This is a genomic window from Carnobacterium mobile DSM 4848 (genome assembly GCF_000744825.1).
GTDB lineage: Bacteria > Bacillota > Bacilli > Lactobacillales > Carnobacteriaceae > Carnobacterium_A > Carnobacterium_A mobile.
Genome location: NZ_JQMR01000001.1, coordinates 1361404 through 1386654 on the forward strand (window position 1 = coordinate 1361404; position 25251 = coordinate 1386654).

25 protein-coding genes are annotated in these 25251 nt (G+C 37.6%); 6 read left to right on the forward strand and 19 right to left on the reverse strand.

Features of this window, described 5'->3' with window-relative positions; all coding sequences use genetic code 11:
- Positions 1–72 precede the first annotated feature (72 nt).
- A complete protein-coding gene (locus BR87_RS06345) occupies positions 73–432 on the reverse strand; it encodes a DoxX family protein (protein WP_035030027.1) in 360 nt (119 codons plus the stop codon).
- A gap of 223 nt (positions 433–655) precedes the next feature.
- On the opposite strand from BR87_RS06345, the gene BR87_RS12615 reads away from it, so the two are divergent.
- Positions 656–1051, forward strand: a complete 396-nt coding sequence (locus tag BR87_RS12615) for a hypothetical protein (protein WP_051929706.1) — start codon at positions 656–658, stop codon at positions 1049–1051.
- Positions 1052–1088: 37 nt separating this feature from the next.
- Here BR87_RS12615 and BR87_RS06355 read toward each other — a convergent pair whose 3' ends face one another.
- The 4 genes from BR87_RS06355 to groES form a co-directional block, all read right to left on the reverse strand.
- Positions 1089–1901 carry a hypothetical protein gene (locus BR87_RS06355; protein WP_035030030.1) on the reverse strand — a complete coding sequence of 271 codons (813 nt, stop codon included), beginning with the start codon at positions 1899–1901 and terminating at the stop codon, positions 1089–1091.
- 59 nt (positions 1902–1960) lie between these two features.
- Positions 1961–2827, reverse strand: coding sequence for an aminoglycoside phosphotransferase family protein (locus BR87_RS06360; RefSeq protein ID WP_035030033.1), 867 nt, complete (start codon positions 2825–2827; stop codon positions 1961–1963).
- 248 nt (positions 2828–3075) lie between these two features.
- Positions 3076–4704: a chaperonin GroEL gene (groL, locus tag BR87_RS06365; protein WP_035030036.1), complete on the reverse strand. Its 1629-nt coding sequence runs from the start codon at positions 4702–4704 to the stop codon at positions 3076–3078.
- A gap of 112 nt (positions 4705–4816) precedes the next feature.
- Positions 4817–5101, reverse strand: a complete 285-nt coding sequence (gene groES, locus BR87_RS06370) for a co-chaperone GroES (protein WP_035030039.1) — start codon at positions 5099–5101, stop codon at positions 4817–4819.
- Between the two features lie 338 nt (positions 5102–5439).
- On the opposite strand from groES, the gene BR87_RS06375 reads away from it, so the two are divergent.
- Both BR87_RS06375 and BR87_RS06380 read left to right on the forward strand, forming a co-directional pair.
- Positions 5440–6093, forward strand: coding sequence for a CPBP family intramembrane glutamic endopeptidase (locus BR87_RS06375; RefSeq protein WP_035030042.1), 654 nt, complete (start codon positions 5440–5442; stop codon positions 6091–6093).
- A gap of 36 nt (positions 6094–6129) precedes the next feature.
- Positions 6130–6336: a DUF4305 domain-containing protein gene (locus BR87_RS06380; protein WP_035030044.1), complete on the forward strand. Its 207-nt coding sequence runs from the start codon at positions 6130–6132 to the stop codon at positions 6334–6336.
- A 14-nt stretch (positions 6337–6350) separates the two neighbouring features.
- On the opposite strand, the gene BR87_RS06385 is transcribed toward BR87_RS06380, so the two are convergent.
- Entirely contained in the window at positions 6351–6992 is a 642-nt protein-coding gene (locus BR87_RS06385) for a redox-sensing transcriptional repressor Rex (RefSeq protein ID WP_035030047.1), read from the reverse strand.
- 313 nt (positions 6993–7305) lie between these two features.
- Between BR87_RS06385 and BR87_RS06390 the strand changes: the two genes are divergently transcribed.
- Positions 7306–9261 (forward strand): ABC transporter ATP-binding protein, encoded by a 1956-nt coding sequence (locus BR87_RS06390; RefSeq protein ID WP_035030050.1) that lies wholly within the window; start codon positions 7306–7308, stop codon positions 9259–9261.
- Positions 9262–9578: 317 nt separating this feature from the next.
- On the opposite strand, the gene tsaD is transcribed toward BR87_RS06390, so the two are convergent.
- The 4 genes from tsaD to tsaB are packed head-to-tail and all read right to left on the reverse strand — an operon-like array spanning position 9579 to position 12444.
- Positions 9579–10625: a tRNA (adenosine(37)-N6)-threonylcarbamoyltransferase complex transferase subunit TsaD gene (tsaD, locus tag BR87_RS06395; RefSeq protein ID WP_035030053.1), complete on the reverse strand. Its 1047-nt coding sequence runs from the start codon at positions 10623–10625 to the stop codon at positions 9579–9581.
- A 26-nt stretch (positions 10626–10651) separates the two neighbouring features.
- The gene (rimI, locus tag BR87_RS06400) at positions 10652–11140 is read right to left on the reverse strand and encodes a ribosomal protein S18-alanine N-acetyltransferase (protein WP_035030055.1); all 489 of its coding nucleotides are present in this window, start codon (positions 11138–11140) and stop codon (positions 10652–10654) included.
- On the reverse strand, positions 11124–11738 hold the full coding sequence (gene rimI / locus BR87_RS06405; RefSeq protein ID WP_051929707.1) for a ribosomal protein S18-alanine N-acetyltransferase: 615 nt from the start codon (positions 11736–11738) through the stop codon (positions 11124–11126). The genes rimI (BR87_RS06400) and rimI (BR87_RS06405) overlap by 17 nt, the downstream gene beginning before the upstream one ends.
- The gene (tsaB, locus tag BR87_RS06410) at positions 11722–12444 is read right to left on the reverse strand and encodes a tRNA (adenosine(37)-N6)-threonylcarbamoyltransferase complex dimerization subunit type 1 TsaB (protein ID WP_035030058.1); all 723 of its coding nucleotides are present in this window, start codon (positions 12442–12444) and stop codon (positions 11722–11724) included. The genes rimI (BR87_RS06405) and tsaB overlap by 17 nt, the downstream gene beginning before the upstream one ends.
- 382 nt (positions 12445–12826) lie before the next feature.
- On the opposite strand from tsaB, the gene BR87_RS06415 reads away from it, so the two are divergent.
- The gene (locus tag BR87_RS06415) at positions 12827–13042 is read left to right on the forward strand and encodes a CsbD family protein (RefSeq protein WP_035030061.1); all 216 of its coding nucleotides are present in this window, start codon (positions 12827–12829) and stop codon (positions 13040–13042) included.
- A gap of 195 nt (positions 13043–13237) precedes the next feature.
- Positions 13238–13978: an NAD-dependent epimerase/dehydratase family protein gene (locus BR87_RS06420; protein ID WP_035030064.1), complete on the forward strand. Its 741-nt coding sequence runs from the start codon at positions 13238–13240 to the stop codon at positions 13976–13978.
- A gap of 387 nt (positions 13979–14365) precedes the next feature.
- On the opposite strand, the gene BR87_RS06430 is transcribed toward BR87_RS06420, so the two are convergent.
- The 9 genes from BR87_RS06430 to BR87_RS06470 form a co-directional block, all read right to left on the reverse strand.
- Positions 14366–15310 carry an RluA family pseudouridine synthase gene (locus BR87_RS06430; RefSeq protein ID WP_211249971.1) on the reverse strand — a complete coding sequence of 315 codons (945 nt, stop codon included), beginning with the start codon at positions 15308–15310 and terminating at the stop codon, positions 14366–14368.
- A gap of 187 nt (positions 15311–15497) precedes the next feature.
- Complete coding sequence (locus tag BR87_RS06435; RefSeq protein WP_035032910.1) at positions 15498–16490, reverse strand: LacI family DNA-binding transcriptional regulator; 993 nt, start codon at positions 16488–16490, stop codon at positions 15498–15500.
- A gap of 34 nt (positions 16491–16524) precedes the next feature.
- Positions 16525–17565, reverse strand: coding sequence for an aldose epimerase family protein (locus BR87_RS06440; RefSeq protein ID WP_035030073.1), 1041 nt, complete (start codon positions 17563–17565; stop codon positions 16525–16527).
- A 66-nt stretch (positions 17566–17631) separates the two neighbouring features.
- Positions 17632–19134 carry a UDP-glucose--hexose-1-phosphate uridylyltransferase gene (gene galT, locus BR87_RS06445; protein WP_035030076.1) on the reverse strand — a complete coding sequence of 501 codons (1503 nt, stop codon included), beginning with the start codon at positions 19132–19134 and terminating at the stop codon, positions 17632–17634.
- 14 nt (positions 19135–19148) lie between these two features.
- Positions 19149–20144, reverse strand: a complete 996-nt coding sequence (gene galE / locus BR87_RS06450; protein WP_035030079.1) for a UDP-glucose 4-epimerase GalE — start codon at positions 20142–20144, stop codon at positions 19149–19151.
- Between the two features lie 4 nt (positions 20145–20148).
- Positions 20149–21321: a galactokinase gene (locus BR87_RS06455; RefSeq protein ID WP_035030083.1), complete on the reverse strand. Its 1173-nt coding sequence runs from the start codon at positions 21319–21321 to the stop codon at positions 20149–20151.
- 159 nt (positions 21322–21480) lie between these two features.
- Positions 21481–22137 (reverse strand): CAP domain-containing protein, encoded by a 657-nt coding sequence (locus BR87_RS06460; protein ID WP_035030086.1) that lies wholly within the window; start codon positions 22135–22137, stop codon positions 21481–21483.
- A gap of 123 nt (positions 22138–22260) precedes the next feature.
- Positions 22261–24069: an oligoendopeptidase F gene (pepF, locus tag BR87_RS06465; protein WP_035030088.1), complete on the reverse strand. Its 1809-nt coding sequence runs from the start codon at positions 24067–24069 to the stop codon at positions 22261–22263.
- 224 nt (positions 24070–24293) lie between these two features.
- Complete coding sequence (locus BR87_RS06470; RefSeq protein WP_084683577.1) at positions 24294–25073, reverse strand: DUF975 family protein; 780 nt, start codon at positions 25071–25073, stop codon at positions 24294–24296.
- Positions 25074–25251 lie beyond the last annotated feature (178 nt).

Genomic DNA, 25251 nt, shown 5'->3' on the forward strand with positions numbered 1-25251 from the left:
ATTTTTTCATTTTTTTATTAACGAAAAAAACTGGAGAAAAGTAGAGCAACACCTACTTTTCTCCAGCCCCTTTTATTGTCCCAAAATGAATTGCCAATTTAAAGCCAAAATAATCATTCCTAAAATCAAAATAACTACCGGCATTAAGATTTTTTGCAGCGGATCTCGAATTTTGATTTGAGTAAAGATCGCTCCGACCATAATTACACTAATGACTAATCCACTCCAAGCAGCTGCAGTTTGATTAACGATTCCATAGATAGCTAATATAGCTGCAATCATTTCAATCACACCGGAGACGATCCTAAACCATTGAGGATATCCATAACGCTCAAAATCCTTGGCTCTTTTTTTAGCATCAAATTTTACAAAACCAAATATTAAAAAGACAATTCCTAATACTAATTGAATAGCAATAGATAAAAAGCCCATTTTTGCCCTCCTTAAACTACCCTTTTCTTTCTTTTTAGTTTACTCTATTTAATCGCTGAATAGAAGAAAAGCGTCCTTTGAAAAAAAAGAAAAATAATCCGATGATGGTTTCTATTTTACTTTAAATCCAATTCGTTATAGATTAATTATAGATTAATAGAAAAGAACAGTAAAAACAAAGGAGTGGTTTGAACATGAAAAAACTTTACTGCTGACAGTTGGAATGGCACTTGTACTTTCTCTTGTTGGCTGTGGAACATCTAAAAAAGAGGATACAGCTGATTCAGCACACTCGCTATCTGACTCTTCGCAAGAAAAGGGAGTAGCATACGAAGGAATGGTAAAAGAAGACGGCTCAGCAGCTGAACAGCAACTTATTTTGCAAAATTTGAAACAAGTTGAAGAAGATGCAGACGCTATTTCTTTTGATGAAGTCGTTCTTTTAACAAAAGACGTCCCTATTCTAACTGCTGAAACTCATGAAAAACTGAGTGTGGACGAAATTAAGGCCGGAACAACTGTTACCGTTATGTTAGTGACTGAACCAATCACTACTCGGTCATTACCGCCACAGATTCCAGGAAAAAGCATCATTCAAATTTTAGTTCCGAAACAATAAAGGAGTTAGGATTTTTTCACCCCAACTCCTTTCTAGCTTATTTACGCCCTGCTTTTTTGTTCATCAACACAAAACCAATCAAATAAACCGCGCTAACCAACAGCTGTTTTACTGTTAGAATTGCTAATGGGTCGGAAAGTGTTGGAGTAAAGGAAGTCCCTACTTGCTTTTCAATATACCACATGTTTAAAATGGAAACGCCGTTTAAACCAGCTAGAATAACAAACAAATATTTCCAATAAGAATAACGGTTAGTTCCTATTTTATACAAGGCATAGCACGATAAAGCAAGGATAGCTACTGGTATAATGATAATCTGCATTAAAACCATTGGTTGTTCCCTGAAATACGGGTCTATTGACGACACCGAATAAAACAATTCAGCACCATTGTAAACAATAGCGAGTAGGAGTAAGAAAAAGCCGAGTTTTTCCAATCCTGATTTCATGGGTTTTTCTTTTTCACTTTTTTCTGTAAGAGCAGGCTCCTTTTTAGTTTGAACATCTTTAGTTGAAAAAAACAGCAGGACTATTGACACAAAGTAAAGTACCCCTAAAAGCAATGCCATTAATTGCTTGAAACCTGCAGTCATCAATAAAATACTAATTAAAAGATACACGACTAAATAAGGAGTTTTATTTTTATAAACAACTTGGTAAAAACTAAACCACTTCACTAATTCAATCACCAAAACCACTAAAGCGATTTGAATAGCTCCTGTATAAGAAGGAGGCTTTCCTTCAATCTCTATCGAACTCAATCTAAAAATACCAAAAGAAATAAAGGCTGCAATTCCTGATGATAAGACATTGCTGATAATCAATAAAATAGTTCCATATGTTTTTTTCATTCAGCACCGCCTTATTTAATAATCTGTCTCGTCTTAAGTACGTGGAAATCGTATTCTAGTTAGCTCAAGACAATCTTCTTTAGGTCAGCTAAATTTTTTTCTAAAAATAAAGCATTCTTTTCTATTCCTCGGCGTTTGCACCACCCAATGCTATTGAACGTATCTGTAAATAGATAAAAAGGCAATACTACTTCTAAGTCTATCAAGGGTCGTATACTTTTATAGCCTTCTTGATAAGATTGATACAAGGCCAGATCAAAGCTTAAAAAATCACGGTACAATTTCGTGAAATCAGTTTCTGTCGAACCAAATCGCACACTTTCAAAATCTATCATTCCCGAAACGTTATTTCCGTCAACAATTATATTAGCTGGACGAAAATCCATATGTATGAAACTTGGTCCATCTGGTGAAGGAAGACTTCGCTTCATTTCTTCAAATTTTTCAATCGATTTTCTATATACTGCTTCATCCACTACTTCTCTTACATCTTCAGCAAAACTATAAAATTGATTTTCAACAAAACTAGACCAGTTTATAAATTCGTTTTTTATGCCGGTTAATGTTGTCGCATTAGATGGTTGGATGTTGTGCATGGAAGCATGAAGAATACCGACTTGAAATGCTGTCGCTGAAGAAACGTTAGTTGTTAAGGGATTCCCTTTTAATTCAGATAACAAAAAAGCACCTGGATACTCCTCATCACCAGACCAATAAGCCAGCAAATTAGGAATAGAGACCTGTTCTTTTAAGATTTCATAAGCTTCTAATTCTCGCTGGAACTTCAATTTTGAATAAGGAATTTTTATAAAAACATTCTCACCATTAAATAATTTGCATTTATAAACTGTGGAGCTATGAGAATCTTCTACTGCATTGACTGATATTGGCTGCAATCTAAATTGTTCAAGAACTTTATTTAACACTAACTTTCCTCCTTTTTTAGAACGATTTTCACTTTAGATAGTTTAACGACAAATTTCGAAATTCATTAAGTTCATCTACACTATATCAAATGTAGCGATAAAAGACTTCAATAAACGTCTAATTGCATAACACAGTTCCAACCTAAAGAGCGTTAGAGGGCATATTAGATGCAACTTTTACAGCAACAAATTAAAAAGAGAGCAGATGAGTCTTTCCCCTCATCCGCTCTCTTTCCTTAATCTATTTCTTACATCATACCGCCCATACCAGGGTCCATACCCATACCGCCGCCCATTGGAGCGTCTGGAGCTGGTTGATCAGCAACCACTGCTTCTGTTGTTAGCAAGAGAGCAGAAATACTTGCTGCATTTTGTAAAGCTGAACGCGTTACTTTTGTTGGATCGACAATTCCGGCTTCAATCATGTTTACCCATGCATTATTAGCCGCATCGAATCCCATTCCCATTTCAGCATGTTTCATTTGTTCAACCACAACAGAACCTTCTAGTCCTGCATTTGTAACAATTTGACGAATTGGTTCTTCTAAAGCACGTACAACGATTCTTACACCTGTTGCTACGTCTCCTTCTGCTTCAATTTCTGCAACTTTAGATTGAACATTGATTAAAGCCGTTCCACCACCGGAAACAATGCCTTCTTCAACAGCTGCACGAGCAGCATTCAAAGCATCTTCAATGCGTAATTTGCGTTCTTTCAATTCAGTTTCTGTTGCTGCTCCAACTTTGATCACAGCTACTCCGCCAGAAAGTTTTGCTAAACGTTCTTGTAATTTTTCACGGTCAAAGTCTGAAGTGGTTTCTCCAGCTTGTGTTTTTAATAAAGATACGCGTTGTGCAATATTTTCTGAAGAACCTGCTCCTTCAACAATAGTAGTAGAATCTTTTGTAACCACGACTTTAGCAGCATGTCCTAGTTCATTGATGCTCGTATCTTTCAATTCTAACCCTAAGTCTTCAGTGATCACAGTACCGCCTGTTAAGATGGCAATATCTTCTAGCATTTCTTTGCGACGATCGCCAAATCCTGGAGCTTTAACTGCTACTACGTTGAATGTTCCGCGTAACTTGTTTAAAACCAATGTTGGCAGAGCTTCACCGTCTACATCGTCTGCAATAATTAATAATGGACGGCCTTGTTGCAAGATTTGTTCTAATAATGGCAAGACATCTTGTATATTAGAAATTTTTCTGTCTGTAATCAACAGATACGGGTTTTCCAATACAGCTTCCATTTTATCGTTATCTGTCACCATATATTGAGATAAGTAGCCGCGGTCAAATTGCATTCCTTCTACTACATCTAATTCCGTTTCGATTCCTTTAGATTCTTCAATCGTAATGACACCATCGTTGCCGACTTTTTCCATAGCGTCTGCAACTAATTGTCCAACCTCGTTATCTCCTGATGAAATACCGGCAATTTGTGCAATAGATTCTTTTGTTTCGATTTTTTTAGAAATCGTCAACAATTCTTCTACTGCTACTTTAGTGGCTAATTCGATTCCACGACGAATACCGACAGGGTTAGCACCTGCAGTTACGTTTTTTAGTCCTTCACGAACAATTGCTTGAGTCAAGACCGTAGCAGTTGTTGTTCCATCCCCTGCTATATCATTCGTTTTCGAAGCCACTTCAACCACTAACTTAGCACCCATGTTTTCGAAATGATCTTCTAATTCCACTTCTTTGGCAATGGTGACTCCATCATTTGTGATCAATGGTGAACCGAAAGATTTTTCTAATACGACATTTCTTCCTTTGGGTCCTAATGTCACTTTGACTGTATCTGCTAAAATATCCACACCACGTAACATTGCTGAACGGGCATCTTCTGAAAATTTAATATCTTTTGCCATTTTCACTTCACCTCATTAATAAATTTGTGTAACTTTATTTATTGATTTATTGTTTAGTTTAAAAGAGACTTCTGTTTACAATCCATGCATTTTTTAGTGCTTACACTACTTGTTATTCGACAATTGCAATAATATCGCGTTCATTCACAACAAGGAAATCTTTACCGTTGTGTTTTACTTCTGTTCCCGCATATTTTTCAAATAAAACTGTATCGCCAACTTTAACAGCTAACTCAGCTTTTGTTCCGTTTTCTAGTATACGGCCTTCACCTACTGCAATAATTGAACCAGTTTGAGGTTTTTCTTGCGCAGAACCCGGTAAAACAATCCCGCTGACAGTCTTTTCTTCTTCTTTTGCGACTTCAATAATAACACGATCTCCTAATGGTTTTAACACGTAAATCCCTCCACTTTTCTTATCTTGTTCTTTCGTTTAGCACTCTTATCATTTGAGTGCTAAATCACTCTTTTATCATAATCAAATTCTTTATTAATTGCAAGTCTTTTAATCCAGTCTTTGTTAAAATTGATTAATTTTTTTATTGCAGAACGTTCCTTTCTCCTCTTGAGGTGAATCAAAAGTTCACACATTGCCATTCATCTTATGTTATACTGACAAATGTAACTTATTTCAGTAATACGTTAATTGTAGTTTTTTTTAGTAAAAGAATCGTTTACTGAAAGATCCAAATAAAGAAGTAACCACTTCTAAAAAAAGAAGGTTTAATAGTAGATATGAAAAATATTTTTCGACATACAGAGGTACGGATGATTTTAGTTTATGTCCTCTCTCAATTCTTGCCGGTTCTGTTCTTAGCAGCAGCACCGATTCAATATCAAACAGAAGCAAGTGTTTACGGAACAATTTTCTCCTTTACTCTTGGTGCTTTGTTGATGATACTACTCAATCAAAAATCAACTATTCATAATAGCATCACAGTAGGTCCTTCTGCCGGAAGATCTGAAGTCCTTAAGTGGGGGTTGATTGGAATCATAATGGCTTTTGCTGCACAGGTCCTAGCTAATTTGATTGAAACTCAGTTATTGGGCTTGCCAATAGATTCAGCAAATACTCAAAATATTCTATTAATAGTTAGTAAATATCCTTTCTATTTGATCATTGTCTCCATTATGGCTCCTATTATGGAAGAATTTGTTTTCCGTAAAGTTATCTTCGGCTTTTTTTATGACTTAACAGGCGGTGTTGGGGCAGCTGTTATCAGTTCTTTGTTATTTGCTTTCATGCATCAGGACAGTCATATTTTGCTTTACTCTTCAATGGGCTTTGTCTTTTCATACTTGTATATCAAAACTAAAAACATTGCTACTCCCATTATCGCACATGTGCTGATGAATACTGCTGTTGTCGCGCTCAATTTGCTTCAATGATTCATTTTCCACTAAAGAAAGGAACTTTTTAATTATATGAATAGTAAAAACTTTATTATGCAAATCGTTTTTAATTATGTAATGTCTTTTATCTTCATTTGGTTCACGATCAATTCAGTCTCAACAGAAGGCTGGGGAATCTTCCCTGTCTTATTCGTACTATTTGCTACGAATGATTTTGTTCGTGCCTCAAAGCTTTTGGAGATTTATTTTAAAATAAAAAAAGGCGGCAAACCTAAATAAGGTTGCCGCTTTTTTTATGCTTCTTCTTTTTTATAATGGTCTAAAAAGTAAATCAAGGTCTGCAATTCATTCGCTAAATCGACATTTTGTACACGCATGTCATTCGGTACTGAAATACGAATAGGTGTAAAGTTCATAATGCCCTTCACTCCCGCTTCAGCTAATGTATTTGCAGTGTCTTGCGCTACTTCTGTAGGGACTGTTAAAATAACTACCTCAATTTGCTGCACTTTAAGTTGCTCTACCATTTCACTCATAGGGTAAACGGGTACGCCGCTTAAGATCGTTCCAATAATTTCTTCATTGATATCAAAAGCAGCACTGATCCGCATATTGTTGCTTTGATGAAAATTGTAGTTCAACAAAGCATGTCCTAAATTCCCTACACCGATCAAAGCCACATTGGTTAAACGATCCTGCTTTAGTGTTTTACTGAAAAAGTTCATTAAATCTTCGACATCATAACCATATCCTCTTTTTCCTAATGCTCCAAAATAAGAAAAATCACGACGGATAGTAGCACTATCAACTTTTACTGCTTCGCTTAACTCCGTTGAAGAAATACGGTCTTTTCCAGCATCGTGCAAGAAACGTAAATAGCGATAATAAATAGGTAGTCTTTTAGCGGTTGCTTTTGGTACTGTTGGATTAGTCATTTTCTTCCTCCGTTAAGTTTTTTAAAATGATCTTATTAGATAACATTTTTTCACAAGAATTTTCATTTAAATGAAAATTCACAAGCTTTTCTTTACTTCGACTTAGTCATTATAGCATCTTTTAAAGAGAATACTAGTCTTTTTTTCTTACTTTTAAAAAGAAAACAGATTTTCCCTTGTTTCATCTTGTGAACATTCACAATATAAGATTGTGAAATCTCTGCTTTTTTTCTGACAAGATTGCTTAGAACAATATCAGAATGACAGCTTATATGCTAAACTAGAAGAGAGAATAATGAAATGAGGAAATAAGATGATTTTATTACAAGTTCAGCATGTCGCGCGCTATTTTGGAGCAGATGTGCTTTTTGAAAACATTTATTTAGAAATACAAGAAAATGCTAGAATAGCTTTAGTAGGACGCAACGGTGCTGGAAAATCTACTTTATTAAAAATGATTGCAGATGTTGAACAGCCAGACGCAGGTCAGATTATTAAAAGTAAAAACGTGACGATTGGATACCTGGCACAAAATACCGGCCTAGACTCTGCCAGTTCTATTTGGGATGAAATGTTAAAAGTCTTTGAACCGGTGATCCAATTAGAAAAGGAAATGCGCCAGACAGAGATCCAACTGGGCGACCCAGAGCTGCTGGCAGATGAAACCCTCTATCACAAAACATTAGCCCGTTATGATCAGCTTCAACATGATTTTAGAGCAGCCAATGGTTTCGGCTATGAAGCTGAAATTCGTTCTGTTTTACATGGTTTTCGTTTTTATGAAGAAGATTATGCAAAAGACATTCGCCAGTTATCTGGAGGCCAAAAAACTCGATTAGCTTTGGCTAAACTATTATTAGAAAAAAGAGATTTATTGATTTTAGATGAGCCGACTAACCATTTAGATATCGAAACGTTAAATTGGCTTGAAAACTATTTGCAACTTTATCATGGAGCGTTATTGATCGTTTCTCATGACCGGTACTTTTTAGACAAAGTCGTTAATGAAGTTTATGAAATCAGCCGACAGAAAATAACCCATTATAAAGGCAATTATTCCAAATATTTAACTCTAAAAGCTGCACAACTGGAACAAGAATGGAAAGAATATGAGAAACAACAAACAGAAATTGCTAAATTAGAAGATTTTGTTAACCGTAATTTAGTCAGGGCTTCTACAACTAAACGTGCCCAGAGCCGTCGAAAACAATTGGAAAAAATGGATCGGATGGATCGGCCTCAAGGCGATGAAAAATCAGCACACTTTCGTTTTCAAACCAATAAAGAAAGCGGAAATGTGGTCTTAACTTTAACGGATGGTGCTATTGGATACAAAGAACACATTTTATCTGCCCCCATTGAATTAGAGATTCGAAAATATGATTCAATTGCGTTGGTTGGTCCAAATGGAATTGGAAAATCTACTTTGTTAAAGTCTTTGATTGGTGATTTGCCTTTAATTCATGGCAACGAGCAGCTAGGAGCTAATGTTGATTTAGGGTATTATGACCAAGAACAAGCAAACCTCAATTCTAAAAAATCGGTGCTCAATGAATTATGGGACGAGCATCCCACTACACCTGAAAAAGATATCCGCAGTATTTTGGGTAGTTTTTTATTTACAGGCGATGATGTAGAAAAAAGTGTTTCCAGCCTAAGCGGAGGCGAAAAAGCGCGATTAGCTTTAGCTAAATTATCCTTGCACCGTGATAATTTTCTAGTATTGGATGAACCGACTAACCATTTGGATATCGACAGTAAGGAAGTCTTGGAAAATGCGTTGATTGATTTTGACGGTACCCTTTTATTCGTTTCTCATGACCGTTATTTTATTAACCGTTTAGCTACAGCGGTAGTCGAATTATCTGAAGAAGGAAGTACCCTTTACCTAGGGGATTATGATTATTATATTGAGAAAAAAGCACAGCAAGAAGAATTGCAACAGCTAGCAGAAGCGGCCGAACAAGACAAACAAATTGGCAGAAACGCCTCTTTAACAAACAAAAACCATCGGGAAATAAATAAAGAGACGCAAAAAAAAGTTCGTCAATTAAGCAGAAGAATCGAAGCACTTGAAAGTGAAATGTCTGAATTGGAACAAGCGATCGAAGCGATTGAACTTCAATTGACCGAACCTGAAGTTTTTGGAGATCATATCCAGGTTCAAGAACTCAATGGAAAATTGACGGATCTCCAAACAAGAAATGAACAGCTCTTAACGGAATGGGAAGAAAAAAGCATCGAACTAGAAGAACTTGATGAGCAATAAGGGAGTGAGACAAAAAGCGTTTAGACCCGAATCTTCTATCTCGCATACCGTATCCCTAAGCAGCTAAAGCTGCAAGGGATACGGCAACTGGAACGAATAAGCGCAGTATGGTCACACGACAACCGAGCATTTAATAGAAGCACTTTAAGCTAGCGCCTAAGTGTATCATGTCTGTACGTAGCTAAAGCTACTACAGGCATGACAAAGTGGACGTCGGGTCTGCTTCTTTGAACACGTTCTAGAATAAACATTCGGATATGCAAAGAGGTTGAGACTTTTGTCTCAACCTCTACTGCTTATTTTTATGGGAATTTTCTTTATTTGTTCACTATCTGCTCTTCAAAACTATCAAAAGTTAAACCAGGCTGTGCATTCAAGTCATAACCGGCAAATTGTTGCCGATTGTACTCTACGTAAGCAGCTGCACCAATCATAGCAGCATTGTCCCCGCAAAGCGACAATGGAGGGATCAAAAGCTCAACATCAGGCAGTTCTTGCTTCATTGTTGTGATCAATTCTTCTCGCAATCCTTGATTGGCCGCTACTCCTCCAGCCAAAACCAACTGTTTGACTCCTAACTCTTTTGCAGCACGTATTGTTTTTTTGACTAACACTTCAATTACACTTGCTTGAAAACTAGCTGCTAAATCATTTTTGTCTACTTCTTCATTTTTTTGAGCGGTATTATGAACCAAATTGATAAACGCACTTTTTAACCCGCTAAAACTAAAATCGTAATTATCTTCTTTCAACATAGCCCGCGGAAAATGGTACGAATCTTTTCCTTGATGAGCCATTTCGTCGATCCGCTTACCGCCTGGGTAAGGCAAACCTAAGACTCGTCCAATTTTATCATAAGCTTCTCCGGCAGCATCGTCTCGTGTTTCTCCAATAATCTTGAAATCTCCATCTTTTTCCATGTACACTAATTCAGTGTGTCCGCCACTGACGACTAAAGCTAGTAACGGAAAAACTAATGGCTGAATCAACCGATTAGCGTAGATATGTCCTGCCATATGATTAACGGCGATCAAAGGCAAGTCATGAGCATAAGCCAATGCCTTAGCCGCATTAACGCCGATCAATAAAGCTCCTACTAATCCCGGTCCATACGTTACAGCAACTGCTGATAAGTCTTTGTAAGAAACACTTGCTTCTTCCATAGCTTCTTCAATACACTGAGTGATTTGTTCAACATGGTGCCGACTCGCGATTTCCGGTACGACGCCACCAAAACGCATGTGGCTTTTAATCTGTGACGCTACAATATTAGACAACATTCGTTCTCCGTTTTCGACGACAGCAACACTCGTTTCATCACAACTCGTTTCAATGGCTAAAATTAAATTTTGTTCAGGCCTCATGCTTTCACTCTTTCTACTTTACATTTTTATTCTTCTTCTGGCTTGATGTATTGCATGACTACCGCATCTTCATTTGGATCACGGTAATAGTTTTTGCGTATTGCTACTTCTTTCAAACCAAATTTTTGGTACACTGTCCGCGCCGACTGGTTACTCGCACGGACTTCTAAAAACAGCTGTTTCATTCCTTGTTCATCTAAATGCGATAAACAAGCAGCCATTAGACGACTGCCGATTCCTTGTTGTTTAAACAGTTGATTTACACCAAAATTAGTGATCTCCGCTTCTCCTAAAAAATGACGATAGCCGATAAAACCGATTGCTTTTTCATCTTTGACTGCAAAGCCGTATCCTGCAAGCGAAGTATCCAAATCCGTTTGAAAATTGGTTACTGACCAAGGCGAACCATTTGGATAACTTTCTTCTGCTATCTGATACACTCGCTCACTCGTAATAAGTTCTTTTTCTGGAAAAATAAATTGGATTTTTTCCATTGTCTCATTCGTTAAATCCATGTATATCACGCTTTCTTAAAATAGGTTTACTCATTTCCAATGCATCTTCATGGTCGCCAGCATAATAGTCTTTTTTGACTTTCCCCGCCTTAAATCCTAGTTTCCGGTAGAGACTCTGAGCCGTTGTATTTGAAACACGAACTTCTAAACTCAACTGATGCATACCTTGTTGTTCTGCCAATTGCTCAATTTCTTTTAACAAATAATAGGCCAGGCCTTTTTGCCGTTCTGTTGGAACTACGGCAAGATTCGTAATATGGGCCTCCCCTTCAACAAACCAAGTGCCCACAAAAGCAACCGTTTGGCTTTCAAGACTTGCAATTAAATACAATGCTCGTCTATTGCGTTTGATCTCATGTTCTAAAGCAGTTGCGTTCCAAGGGGCGGTTCCATTATAACTTAACTCTTGTATTCGGACAATATCCGGTATATCATCAACTGTTGCAATCCTTACTTCCACTATCCGTCCATCTTTTAAAGTCTGTTTTACAGCTGATAAGCGGATTATTTCAGCTAAATTCCCATTTGATACCTGCTGTTCTCCTATGCTCCATATTGATTGCTCAGTCTCCAACCATTCCCTAAATTTTCTCAACATACGATTCCTCCAGCCGATCCGGATGTTCTTTGCGCCAATTTTCCTCCGCTTCTGCCAATTTTAAATAATCGGGTGTTAACGTATGGACATCTTCTGGCTTTTTTGTTCTTCCTAACAGTCCTAGCACACTTGCTTTAGACAAATGGTCTTTCAAAGGCGCAGAAATAACGCGATCGGCCAACTGTTGTTCAAAAGTCGTTACATGTAACAAACGGTCTTCGCCAATCAATTCGATCGTCCCAGTAAATTTGGTTAAGTAACTGGCCCATGCTTCAGCTGAAATATGGGTATCTGGTTCAATTTGAACCAATTTCCCAGCTTGCCATTGATATACTCCCGTGTAGATATTTCCGCGACGTGCATCAAATAATGGTACAAGATAATGCGGAGATTCTTCGCAGTTTCCTGCTAACACGGCTAGACTTGAAACACCTACAATTTCTTTATCCAAAGTCCAGGCCAATGTTTTCGCAATCGTCACACCAATTCTTAAACCGGTATAAGATCCAGGTCCTTTAGCGACAACTATTCGATCCAATTCGGTCGGTTTCCAACCAGCTTCTTTCATGATTGTTTCAATTGCTGGCATTAAACGCTGACTGTGATTGCCTTTTACATTCGTAGTAACTTCTCCAATCAATTTGCGGTCTTCTAAAACCGCCACACTCATTACTTGATTAGAGGAATCAATTGCCAATAGCTTCATTTTTAAACGACTCCGTTCTCTGTAATCTCCAGCTCGTTGCTTTATGTTCTTTATTTTAGCACATAATGTTTAAAAGATTAAGCAGGCGAACACTAGCACTCATATAAAATAGAGAAATGCCCTATTTGTTATCATTTAATGTAACTAGTGATTGCAACAATAGATAACAGACACAATCAGCCAATCGAAAAAACGAGCTCCATTTTTTTATAGGAGTGAATGGTTAAAAGGGTTATCATTTGATTTTTTTTATTAAACCAGTTAAGCTTTAAACATAAAAGAAGTTCACACTTTTAACACAAATTTTTTTAAGTTCTTTATGAGTGTTTATACAGTTGTGCGAACCGTTTTTTAAATAATTATTTATTAGGAGGAAAACAACATGGCAGACAAAGATAACGGTATGAAGGACAAATTAAAAGGTGTCAAAGATAAAGCAGTCGGTGCTGCAAAAGACGCTTACGGTGACGCCACTAACGACCTAGGCAAGCAAGCTGAAGGTAAAGCCCAAAAAGGCAAAGGCGAAGTAGAGAAAAAAGTAGGCGACGCTAAAAAAGAAACAAATGATCGTATGGACGACCGTACAGATCGCGCATAATCATTCGTTTTCCCCGAGAGTGCTACTTTTGTAGTGCTCTCTTTTTCGCTCAGTAATTAGCTAAATGATTAATAAAAACTTGAAACAACAGCAGTAATAAGAAAGCTAGACTGCCGATTTGTTTATTTACAATAAACTTAATTTTTATCTACTTACAGTGTCATTGAATCTATTTTTGATAGGAGGAAATGAGTGATGGCTCGTATTTTAATTACAGGCGCAACTGGAACGATTGGAAAAGTAATCACACAACATTTAAAAAAACAGCATGAGCTTACTTTAGTTGATATTCACTTTGACGATGTTGATAAGCAATTACTGGAAGGAACCAAAACAAAAGATTTAGATTTATCGCTCGAAGAAAATTGGGAAGGCTTACTTGATGGCATAGAGTATGTTTTGCATTTAGCCGGTGATCCTAGTCCAGATGCAGAATTTTATGGATCGTTACTCGATTTAAACTACAAAATTCCTTACAATTTATTTCATCAGGCAACTCTAGATTCTGTGCATATAAAACGGATCATTTTCGCCAGTTCCATCCATGCAGTGGATGCTTATCCTGCAAATGTACAAGTCCACGTCAATCAACCTGTTCGTCCTGCTGATTTATACGGAGTCTCTAAAGCGTATGTAGAAGCTTTAGCCAGTTATTATGCTTTTACGAAAGGACAAGAAACTATCGGTATTCGTATTGGAGATTTTAAAGAAAGTGGCAAACCTGCACCAAATACTGGACCTGACGGCTTGGCTAACTTCTTATCTGCTCGAGATTTTTGTCATCTAATCGACTGTACATTATCTGCTAATCTTCAAGAGCCTTTTTTATTGGTCAACGGAATTTCAAATAATACTTTTCCACGTCTTGATATTGATCAGGCTCGTGTGGCTGTCGGTTATCAGCCGCAAGATAATGCATTCGAAATGAAAGGTTAAAATACCGCACGCAATTCTTCTAAACTATGTTTTGTATGTGTATGTATAAAAAAGCAGCCGAATACAAAAAGGAGATTAGACAAAAGTCTCACCTTCTTTTTGTATATGGCTGTTTTCATTCGTTTGGGACAAACTTTCCTATTTCCGGTGGTTGTTCGTCCAAAATTCATTCGTTTGGGACAAACTTTCCTGTTTCTGGTGGTTGTTCGTCCAGAGTTCATTCGTTCGGGACAAACTTTCCTATTTCCGGTGGTTGTTCGTCCAGAGTTCATTCGTTTGGGACAAACTTTCCTGTTTCTGGTGGTTGTTCGTCCCAGTTTCTCTCATTCGAGTCAAAATTCGCTATTCGTTCTAGTTATCTTAACTGGCTATGTTTCAAAACGCATTTTATTTCGAAAATTGTAAAAAGACTTTTGGGATTTTTGTTTTGAATTGCATCAACTCTCCAGAGGTAGGGTGGATAATGGCTAATGTTGTGGCATGCAGTCCTAAGCGTTTTAATGGATTAACAGTAGAGCCATACTTTTTGTCTCCTACTACTGGATGGCCTATTTCTTCCATATGAACTCGGATTTGGTTTTTTCGACCAGTTTCCAATTGAACTTCCAATAAAGTAAACTCATTATTGGAGCGTATCTTTTTGTAATGCGTTACAGCTTTCTTCCCGCCATTATCGTAAGAAGTGGAAAAGACATGCATAGCTTTATTTTCTGTTAGCCAAGAAGTGATCGTATTTTCTTCATCACGCACGACTCCTTCAACCAAAGCAGTATAAATTCTTTCTTTTACCATGGTTGTCCAGTTTTCTTGTAATTTAGTCTTTACTGCTTCGCTTTTTGCAAATAGCATGACACCTGAGGTATCTCTATCTAATCGATGAACAACAAAAATCCGGTTTTTAGGGTGTTCTTTTCTAACATAAGTAGTTAGTTGACGATAAGCTGTCAAGTCCTGTTCATTTTTAGAGGCCATAGACAGCATCCCTGCTTCTTTGTTAATAACAATTATAGCCTCATCTTCATGTAATATACTGATTCCTGTCAACGCTTCTTCTTTGAGTGCTGCTTTATTCGCAACTATAGAGACCGTTTGTCCTGGAAGCAAAGGATGATTATGCTGTTTAATGTTTTTGCCATCTACCCACACTTGCCCTCTCGTCAAGACAGATTTCACCGAATTTCTACTATTTTTAACCTTTTCTTGTAATAAGAAAGGCAGTAATTCCGTTGGTTCTTTGACAAGGTAGTCTTTTGTTTTACTATCTTGTTGCTTATGCGTTCTTTCTGACTTTTTACTTTTTTTAATAGTTTCTTTGCTGTACTGTTTTCTCATATTTTTCATTCCCCTTTTTCTAAAGCGTTTAGCTGGTTATTTATTCAAAAGACATTTTATTGGTTCGACTGCTTCCTGCTTCTCTTGCAGTATAACGGAAAAAGGTAAAAAAATAACCTAAAAACTAAAAATCTCCTTTTTTAGGAGATTCTAGTTTTTAGGTTTTTACTTAACTGTGGATAACCTGTTAGTTGGTACTTTCACGTAAAATCAAATCTGTGGATAAAGTGATTTTTTTTGCAACTTTCCGATCTGAGTTTATCCGATCGAGCAGCAAATCAAATCCGGCTTCCCCCATTATCTCTGTATACACTTTTACCGTACTCAAAGTTGGGTACACGTATTTGGCTACGCTGATGTCATTAAATCCAATTACTTCGACTTGCTCTGGCACTGAAACCTCCGCTTCTTGCAACGCACGTAAGGCCCCAATTGCCAAAGCATCATTGGCAATAAAAAAGGCTGGAGGCAGATCATCGTCTAATTCCTGAAGAGCCTGCTTCATCAATTGATAACCTGCTGATACATTAAATGCTCCAATAAACATATACTTTTTATCGTATATGTTTTGCTGGCGTAAATAATTTTCGACTAAAATTGTACGTTTATCCACAGGTGTTTGTGCCGGATCGTCATAAGTTTCTTGACCGCCAATAAAACCGATACGCTGATGACCTTTTCCAATAAAATACTTCATTACGGAATAAACTGCTTGCTCGAAGTCCACTACCACTGAGTCCAGCTTATATCCCAATACATCAAAATCAACAAAACAAATATTTTTAGTCCATAATGCTAATTGTTCTATTTGAGAATCACTGAATTTTCCAATAGCGACTATGCCTTCAATATCCGAACTGATCTCAAAGGCAGTATTTTGAAAGTGCCGTTCAACACTATACCCTTCTTCTTCCGCACGTTTTTCAACGCCTAATCGAATCGACAAGTAGTAAAGGTCATCGAGTTCTTCTTTTTCCGTATACCATTGTACAATAGCTATTTTTCCATTCTTTTTGGCTTTCTTTTGCTGGTATTTGGTATAATCTAAAGCTTCAGCAGCTTCAAAAATCCGTTTTTTTGTCTCATCTCCGACTGACAATGTCTCATCGTAATTCAACACCCTAGAAACTGTTGCGCTGGAAACATTTGCTTTATCAGCAATGTCTTTGATTGTTGCCACCATCAACCTCCTCCTTTCTATCGTTTTTTATTCATTAAAGAGTATCAAATTGATACGTTGTTTCTGAATAGAATGTTTCATCAGGTTTTAAAATTGTTTCGCCAAAGTTAGGATGGTGAATCGCATCTGGCAACATTTGAGTTTCTAAAGCTATTCCTGAGTAAGGCTGAACTTTACGGCCTTCAATTTCATAAGCGCCCTCTACCCAATTATTTAAATAGACTACTACTGATTCACGATCTGTATAGAATCGTATCCGTCGCCCGCTTTCAGGATCAACCAACTGACCAGCCGGATGATCAGCCGACTGCCGCAAAACAAACGGATGGTCATAGCCTCTATTTGCTACTGTCTGCGGATGATCGCTTTCTACACCTTTTTTCAATGGTGCAGGTTCTCTAAAATCAAACGGTGTACCTTCCACTTCCAGTAAACTGCCTGTTGGAATAGAGTCTTCTTTCAAAGGTGCATACTGATCACTCTCTAATTGCAGCATATGATTCAGCACTCCCTTTGTGTGATCTCCGCTTAAATTAAAATAGACATGATTGGTCGGATTAAACAAAGTTGTTTTATCCGTTGTAGCCGTATAATGGATTTTCCATTCATTTTCTTCGGTCAAACTGTGTTTTACTTGAACAGTTAAATTCCCGGGGTATCCATTTTCTCCATCTGGGCTTAGATAAGTAAAAACTAATGTTTCTTCAGTAGCTGCTTCGTCCACTTCCCAAAAGCGTGACTCAAATGCAGGGATACCGCCATGATGATGGTTTTTTCCTTCATTGACCATCAATTGAACTTCTTTGCCTTCGAGAACAACTTTTCCTGCGGCGATGCGTCCCGCCACTCGTCCAATTGTCGCTCCATAGAACGGCCGATAAACAACGTAAGGTGCGACACTATCAAATCCTAAAACGATATTCTGAATGTTTCCCTTTTTATCCGGCGTTTTGATCGCTGTTACGGCTGCACCATAATCCATAATAGATAGTTGCATGCCGCGACTGTTTTCCAACGTATATTCATAAACTGGTCTGCCGTCTACTTCTCCAAAAAGGCGTTTACTCCTTTTCATACCTGTTCTCCCCCTACTTTTTTATTTATTGAATGAGATTGATTGCAGCTTCAGCTGTGAAAAAGCTCAATGGGATAAAGTTTGAATAAATTTCTTGAAAGCAACTTGTCCTGCAACCGTTTGTTTGTAAACCCCAGCATCTTCTAAAACACGTAAAAACACTTCACCGACAGCTTCCATTACAAAGTGATGGACATCCATAGCAGCATCAAAAGTTGCTTTTTCTTTCAATTGATCAGCCCATTCTTGGTGGTAAGCGGCTATTTTATTGGGTTCATCCCTTAAATAGAGTTCAACTTCTTGCAATTCGGCTTGCAGACGCGGAGGCAGAATCGCCAGGCCCATCACTTCAATCAATCCAATATTTTCTTTTTTGATATGCTGCACATCAGGATGAGGATGATAAATACCATCTGGAAATTCTGACGATGTTCGATTATTTCGCAATACTAAATCTATTTCAAAGTCCTCTCCGCTACGACGCGCAATCGGTGTGATCGTATTATGCGGAACTTCTTTTGTATGCGATAAAATACCGGCCTCTTCATCAGAATAATCTCGCCATTGTTCTAAGACCAGCGTCGCTGCATCAATTAAATCTGCTTTATCTTGACTCTTCAAGCGAATGACCGACATGGGCCAGTTCAGTATTCCTGCTTGAACTGACGAAAAACCTTCTAATGAAAACGAGTAGTTAACTTCTGCTCTCTCCATCGCAAACGTGTGCCGCCCGCCTTGATAATGATCATGAGACAAAATGGAACCGCCGACGATCGGCAAATCTGCATTGGATCCGACAAAATAATGAGGGAATTGTTCAACGATCCCTAGAATTTTTTCAAATGTTGCTTTTTCTAGTTTCATCGGTTTATGTTCTGCAGATAAAAAGATACAATGCTCATTATAATAAGCATATGGGGAATATTGCAGACCCCAATTTTCATCATTTAGCGGCATCCGTACGATTCGATGATTGCTTCTTGCTGGATAATCGATGCGTCCAGCATATCCCTCATTTTCCATGCAAAGCAGACAAGTCGGGTACCCAGCATTGCTTGTTTGTTTAGCCAACGCTATTTGTTTAGGGTCTTTTTCTGGTTTAGATAAATTGATCGTAATTTCTAGTGGTCCAAACGGACTGGCGTATTCGAAGTGAGTATTTTTAGCGATTTGACGTGTTTTGATATAATCATTCGCTTGGCTCAAATGGTAAAAATAATCCGTTGCTTGTTTTGGGCTGCTAGCATATCGCGACCAAAACTGCCGATTTACTTCAGAAGTTAATGGAGTAATCAAATTCATGATTTCGGCTTCTAGTATCTCACGTGTAGCTGGAAAATCTTCGATCACACCTTCATTTACTGCATAGTCAACCAATTGATCTAGGACTGCTAGAGGTTCTGGTAAAAGCAGGGAAACAGATAAATCAGAAATAAAATCTTCTTTTCCAAGTAGATACAATAATTGATTCGTTTTTAGATTTTTGTCTAGTGGATCGATCTCTCTTTGTTGTATTCCTATCTCAATAAAATCAGTAATTAATTGATCGATGTTTTCTCGTTTAGCCATAACATACTTCCTTTTTATTTTTTCGTTTGATATCCCGTCGGATGCGATTCATGCCATTGCCATGCAGAACTGATGATGTCTTTTACATCTGGAAATTTAGGATTCCAACCTAAAATGGTTTGGGCCTTTTTGCTGGATGCAATCAATGTGCTTGGGTCTCCTGCGCGCCTAGGTTCAACTTTTGCCGGAATTTCTTTTCCAGTTACTTGCCGTGCAGTCTCCACCATTTCTTTGACTGAAAAACCGGTACTGCTTCCTAGATTAAAAATATTACTCTCATTACCAGCCTTTAAATATTCCAAAGCTAAAATATGTGCATCGATCAAATCAACTACATGAACATAATCGCGAATGCAAGTGCCATCTGGAGTAGCATAATCATCTCCAAAAATGGCTAATTCTTCACGTTGCCCCAAAGCAGTCTGTAAAATAAGTGGAACTAAATGCGTTTCCGGATCATGATCTTCGCCAATACTGCCGTTCCATTTTGCTCCAGCAACGTTGAAATAACGTAGTGCGACGAACCGCATGCCGTATGCTTGATCACACCATTTCAACATTTTTTCCATCATTAGTTTTGTCTCTCCGTAAGGACTTTCGGGATGCGTTTCTGCTGTTTCCATAATTGGAATCTCTGTTGGTTCGCCGTACGTTGCTGCAGAAGAAGAAAAAACAATGTTTTTCACGCCGTACTGCTGCATCACTTCTAGTGTAACTTGCGTACCTTGTACATTATTATTAAAATAAAGCAAAGGTTCTCTCATCGATTCTCCTACCTGCGAATTTGCAGCAAAATGCATAACTCCTTCAATCGTTTCTTTCTCAAAAACTTGGCTTAAAAAAGCTTTATCCCGAATATCCCCTTCATAAAAATGAACATTCTCAGGAATAGACTCTTGGTGTCCAGTTTGCAGGTTATCCACTACCACCACTTGATATCCTCTATCTACTAATTGATCAACTGCATGAGAACCGATATAGCCAGCTCCTCCTAATACTAAAACTGCCATATTCTTACGCCTCCTTTACCGCTTTTGCTCCGTCGCCGATACTAGCAATATAAAATTCCGCTGGATAACCAATTTCCGTTTCATATGTTTTTCCAACTTGTTGAATAAACGAATCAATTTGATCATCAGCAACAATCGCAATGGCACATCCACCAAATCCAGCTCCGGTCATTCTGGCTCCGATAACACCTGGCTGATCCCAAGCTGCTTGAACTAACGTATCCAATTCTACTCCCGTCACTTCATAATCATCCCGCAATGAAACATGAGACGCATTCATTAATGACCCAAATTGCTTTAAATCCCCTTCTTTTAATGCTTTAGCCGCTTTGATTGTCCGTTGATTTTCTGTGACTGCATGGCGTGCACGTTTTTTGATGATTTGATTGGATAATTGATCTTGATAGGTTTCAAATTCAGCTTCATCTAATGCTCCCAGCGATGGGGCAGCAATAAATTTCTGCAGCTCTTCTAAAGCTTGTTCACACTCATTGCGGCGTGAATTATAATTAGAAGTTGCTAATTCACGTCGTTTTTTTGTATTCATGATGACGATTTTGTGGGCACCTAATTCAACTGGGACTAGTTCGTATTCCAATGTATTGCAGTCTAACAAAATAGCGGTGTCCTTTTTCCCCATTCCGACTGCAAATTGATCCATGATGCCAGAATTGACTCCAATAAATTCATTTTCTACTCTTTTACCTGTTTGGATCAAATCTAGACGAGAAACCGGTAAGTCAAACAAGTCTTCTAGCATTACGCCCATTAACAATTCAAGCGAAGCCGATGAAGATAAACCAGCTCCATTAGGAATATTTCCATAAAGCGCTACATCCATTCCTGATGAAATCGGGTAACCAGCTTCTTTTAGGTACTTTATCATTCCTTTAGGATAATTGGTCCATTTATCCTCGTCACGATAAGCTAAGTCTTCAAGATCAAATGAAATGACCCCTAATTCCGAAAAATTTTCTGAGTACAAGTTGATTTGAGTATCCTCTCTTCTAGCAGCTACTCCTAATGTGCCTAGTGTGATAGCACAAGGAAAAACATTCCCGCCATTGTAATCTGTATGTTCTCCGATAAGATTGATTCGGCCCGGAGCGAAAAACGCTTTCAATTCTTTGTGGCCAAAAAGTTCTACAAATTTTTCTTTCAACTCGTTCAATTCCATTATCATTCTCCTCTTATTCATATTGTTTCTTCTATTCTATTTCTTTTAGTAAAACAAATCAAGTAAAATTTAGTAAATTAATGAAAACGTTGCTTTTATATAAAAAAAACGCGCTCACTTTTTACGTGTTGCGCTTTTTGAAATGCTCTATTTTATTGTTTATCGCTTTGGCATAGGTGTACCAAATAATTGTGCAGCATATAGGGTTTCTCCATCGTAATATACGCCGATCCCAACTTCTGTAAACTCTTTGCGAACCATATTTTCATAATGCCCTGGGCTTTCTTTCCAACCGTTAAATAACAGTTCAGCCATTCCTTTTTCATCTAAGTAATAGGTAGCCATCCCGATATTTTCACCTGCTAATTGATAGGTATAGTGGTATTCAGGTTCTGTTAAAACAGTAAAGGTATCACTGCCATCCGGGCGAGTATGCGAGAATAATTCTTTTGTTTCTTGAGCTCTTTTTCGACTAGCTTTTTGGAGTTGTTCATTTATTTTCAATTCTGGTAAATTCTTTTCTCGACGCAAATGATTTAACGATTCCAAGATTTGACTTTCAATCAATTGGTAATCAATCGATGCCGTTGTGTCATCAATGCTTTGAGCAGCAGATGAAGATGTGGAACTGGAATCCGTTAAGAGGTTATTCGTTTCGATCTGAGCTTCATTAAGTGCTGGAGCAGGAATCCTTGTGACAATGGCTGAAAGGATCTCTCCAATTTTTGTGCCTTCTAATACATTGGCACTACTTAGCCAAAAGCCTACTATAACAGCTATAATGATCAATACGATAGAAGAAAAAAAACGTTTCATCCCATCCGTCCTTTCTTTAATTGACCATTATTGTAACAGAAAAACCTTAAAAAACTACTAAAAATGAACCCTACTCAAAAAAATCTGCTTTTGAGTAGGGTTCATTTTTTGAATTGTCTGTCTTTAATTGATTTTTTTACTTAAATCGATGATTCGGTCTACTGATTCATTTAGATACGCAATGGTATCATTCAACGGTTGAGAGGTTGTGATATCCACACCCGCAAGTTGTGCTGCTTCAGCGGGTTTAAATTGATCACCTGATGCTAAAAAAGTTAACCATTGCTCAACAGCTGGCTGCCCCTCTTCTTTGATCCGTAAGAATGCTTGTGTTGCAATCGTTAATCCTGCCGAATACGTATAAGAATATAACCCCATATAGTAATGGCTTTGACGCATCCAAGTTAATTCTGCTCCTGGATTGATCTCCACAGCATCTCCCCAGAATTGCGTCAACACAGACCGTTTGATTTCGCTTAATTTCGCTGCGTCAAAACCTTTGCCATCATCAATTAATTGGTAGACTTCTCTTTGGTACGCTGCTTCCAACAAATGAGTAATAAAGTTATGGAAGTACGTATTTGTCAGCATATTCGTTAAGGCAAAACGCTCCATCCGTTCATCTTTGCTTTGTCGTTTCAATAAATCGGTCAATAACAACTCATTAAAAGTGGACGGTGCTTCGATTAAATAAAGTGATGGATTCTCGCCAAGAATAGAGTTGGCTTCAGCCGATAATAACCCTTGTCCGGCATGACCAAATTCATGGATCAAAGTATAGACATCAGACAATTGATTGGTCCACGACATTAAAATATAAGGGTGCTTGCCATAAGGGCTGGTACAGAATCCGCCAGTTGATTTTCCTTTATTTTGAGCAAAGTCTACCCACCGTTCGGGATAAGCTTTTAAAATACGATCTACATAATCTTGTCCCAAAACACTTAATGCATCCGCTACTAATTCTTTGGATTTTTCAACCGTTACTTCTATAGCATAATCCGGGTCCAAATCAATTTTTAAATCTGCATAAGTCATTTTGTCTAACCCATTTACCTCTTTAATATGCGTGATATATTTTTGCATCACAGGAGCCAAGTCTTTCATGATCGTATCGATTTGGCGATTGTATAAATCACGTTCTACTTCTTGATCAAATAGCAAGTAATCAAAAATAGAATCGAAACCGCGCATGGTAGCTAACGTTTTCTCTTTTTGCAATTGGGTATAGTACGTTTCAGCAACAACATTTTGATAATCCGCCAAGACGGCAGAAAATTTATCAAAGGCTGCACGTCGAACAGCGGTATCTGCGTGGTACATGTAATAGTCTTCGTATAAAACAAAACTTAAAGGGTACTCTTTGTCATTGACAGAAAATGTACCAAAATCCATATCGGCTAAACGAGCTTGTTCGTAAATCGATTCCGGCGCGCTTAACACTGGACCAAGTTGCGCTAGAGCTTTCTCTACTGCCGGATCTAATTGAACACGTTTCTTTTCTTTGAGGTGGCGCACATAAGGTGCAAAAGCTGGTTCTACCTCAGCCACTTGATTGAGCAGTGCAGTATCGTTTGCCATTAATGCAGAATCGAAAAAAGCTAACTTAGCTTCCATTTCCGCCAATAAATTATTTACAGAACGAGAAAGTTCCGTATTAGCCGGATTCGTAAGATCAGTAGCTTCTGGCAAGAAAGCATAATGATTTATTGAAGAAACAGCTTGCATGATTTTTTCATAATCTTTTAAAGCAGCTGTGATTGTTGCGGCATCGGTTAAGTGTTTTTCATAATCTTTGCAAAATTTAGCTACAGCTGCTTTTGTTTTTTCAACAGCCTTTTCAAAATCTTCCTTTGTTTCATATAAAGCAGTCAAATCCCATGTTAATTTCTTAGGTACATCTGCCCGATTTTTTAATTTTTCTTGCGCCATTTTCTTTCGCTCCTTTTTTATTCATTCGTTTAGTTCATTCGTTTTAATCAACTCTTCATATTCTATTATTTCAGTATATCACTTAATTTTCGAAAGCAAGCATAGTTTTTAAATAAGCAAAAAAAATGAAGAAGAACCTGCTGGTATTCCGCAGGTTCTTCGATTAATTTCTATTCTTATCTATCCGCCCAATTTCTTATTACGGCCAACGAAGTGTTTTAACGTTAAAATACTTCTATCTCGTCATTTCCGTAATAATTTTGAGATAAGTTATCATAAAAAGCTGCATAAGTTGCATTCATATAAGGGTTTAGCCATAAGAACCCGATTCCTAAAGTTAGAAGGCTAAGCAGTCCCCAACCAATAAAACTTAATTGCAAGATGAAATATTCCCATTTATGTCCATCCATCAATCTTCTGCTTTCAGTAATACAATCTAGTGCGGATGGTTTTTCGCCTTCAGAATGTTCCATCTGGTCTTTATAAATAAAGTAAGCCTGAGAATAAGAGTAACTTTTAATAATACCTGGGATAATAAAGAGCAACGTCCAAAGAAACGTAAAAATCGAAACAATAATGTAAATGAGAACAACTCTTAAAAAATACTTCTTTGAGAAAACTTGAAAAGCATTTTTAAACGGTTGAATACGCAATTCTGGCTTTCGCAACCAGTCTAAGAAAGTAAAGGAAATTCCAGTCGTAATCAATGTAGCAATAATACCGCTGCCCGTACTAGTTCCTGTATTATCAGAATAGCTGATACCGTAATTTTGCGGATAACCAGCTGAGACATCCATAGATAGATTCATCGCTCCAATGACAGCTATTATCCCAATGATACTCACTATTATTAGTAGTATGGTTGGTACTAGATTCAGCAAAACAGCATCTTTCCATCTCCCTCGAAAGAGATCCTTAACCTCTTGTTTCAATTCAGCTCTTCTTTTATAATTTTCCAATCCAACCGTTCCTTTCACTCTGAACTTTTTTACAGATAAGCACATATCTGAACTTCATCATACCAAAACTACCCTTTCGATTTCAAACGTTAGTCAGTTAATCCGTTTGTTTTTTTAGTTGTAAGAGTGTACAGTCTAAAACGACTCTTGCCACTAGTTAAAATTAGAACGGGTATGGTTTTTACTTTAAGCGGCAGGTGAAAGAAGACGGTCTTGTGGTAGT

Coding starts and splice junctions, on each gene's coding strand:
- BR87_RS06455 (WP_035030083.1), bottom strand. CDS start 21,321: ATGGAATTGAACGAGTTGAAAGAAAAATTTGTAGAACTTTTTGGCCAC.
- BR87_RS12615 (WP_051929706.1), top strand. CDS start 656: ATGGCACTTGTACTTTCTCTTGTTGGCTGTGGAACATCTAAAAAAGAG.
- BR87_RS06440 (WP_035030073.1), bottom strand. CDS start 17,565: ATGAAAAGGAGTAAACGCCTTTTTGGAGAAGTAGACGGCAGACCAGTT.
- BR87_RS06345 (WP_035030027.1), bottom strand. CDS start 432: ATGGGCTTTTTATCTATTGCTATTCAATTAGTATTAGGAATTGTCTTT.
- BR87_RS06375 (WP_035030042.1), top strand. CDS start 5,440: ATGAAAAATATTTTTCGACATACAGAGGTACGGATGATTTTAGTTTAT.
- BR87_RS06460 (WP_035030086.1), bottom strand. CDS start 22,137: ATGAAACGTTTTTTTTCTTCTATCGTATTGATCATTATAGCTGTTATA.
- BR87_RS06415 (WP_035030061.1), top strand. CDS start 12,827: ATGGCAGACAAAGATAACGGTATGAAGGACAAATTAAAAGGTGTCAAA.
- BR87_RS06430 (WP_211249971.1), bottom strand. CDS start 15,310: ATGAGAAAACAGTACAGCAAAGAAACTATTAAAAAAAGTAAAAAGTCA.
- pepF (WP_035030088.1), bottom strand. CDS start 24,069: ATGGCGCAAGAAAAATTAAAAAATCGGGCAGATGTACCTAAGAAATTA.
- BR87_RS06380 (WP_035030044.1), top strand. CDS start 6,130: ATGAATAGTAAAAACTTTATTATGCAAATCGTTTTTAATTATGTAATG.
- BR87_RS06385 (WP_035030047.1), bottom strand. CDS start 6,992: ATGACTAATCCAACAGTACCAAAAGCAACCGCTAAAAGACTACCTATT.
- BR87_RS06390 (WP_035030050.1), top strand. CDS start 7,306: ATGATTTTATTACAAGTTCAGCATGTCGCGCGCTATTTTGGAGCAGAT.
- galE (WP_035030079.1), bottom strand. CDS start 20,144: ATGGCAGTTTTAGTATTAGGAGGAGCTGGCTATATCGGTTCTCATGCA.
- tsaD (WP_035030053.1), bottom strand. CDS start 10,625: ATGAGGCCTGAACAAAATTTAATTTTAGCCATTGAAACGAGTTGTGAT.
- groL (WP_035030036.1), bottom strand. CDS start 4,704: ATGGCAAAAGATATTAAATTTTCAGAAGATGCCCGTTCAGCAATGTTA.
- rimI (WP_035030055.1), bottom strand. CDS start 11,140: ATGGATTTAACGAATGAGACAATGGAAAAAATCCAATTTATTTTTCCA.
- BR87_RS06420 (WP_035030064.1), top strand. CDS start 13,238: ATGGCTCGTATTTTAATTACAGGCGCAACTGGAACGATTGGAAAAGTA.
- BR87_RS06470 (WP_084683577.1), bottom strand. CDS start 25,073: ATGTGCTTATCTGTAAAAAAGTTCAGAGTGAAAGGAACGGTTGGATTG.
- galT (WP_035030076.1), bottom strand. CDS start 19,134: ATGGCTAAACGAGAAAACATCGATCAATTAATTACTGATTTTATTGAG.
- tsaB (WP_035030058.1), bottom strand. CDS start 12,444: ATGAAGCTATTGGCAATTGATTCCTCTAATCAAGTAATGAGTGTGGCG.
- rimI (WP_051929707.1), bottom strand. CDS start 11,738: ATGTTGAGAAAATTTAGGGAATGGTTGGAGACTGAGCAATCAATATGG.
- BR87_RS06355 (WP_035030030.1), bottom strand. CDS start 1,901: ATGAAAAAAACATATGGAACTATTTTATTGATTATCAGCAATGTCTTA.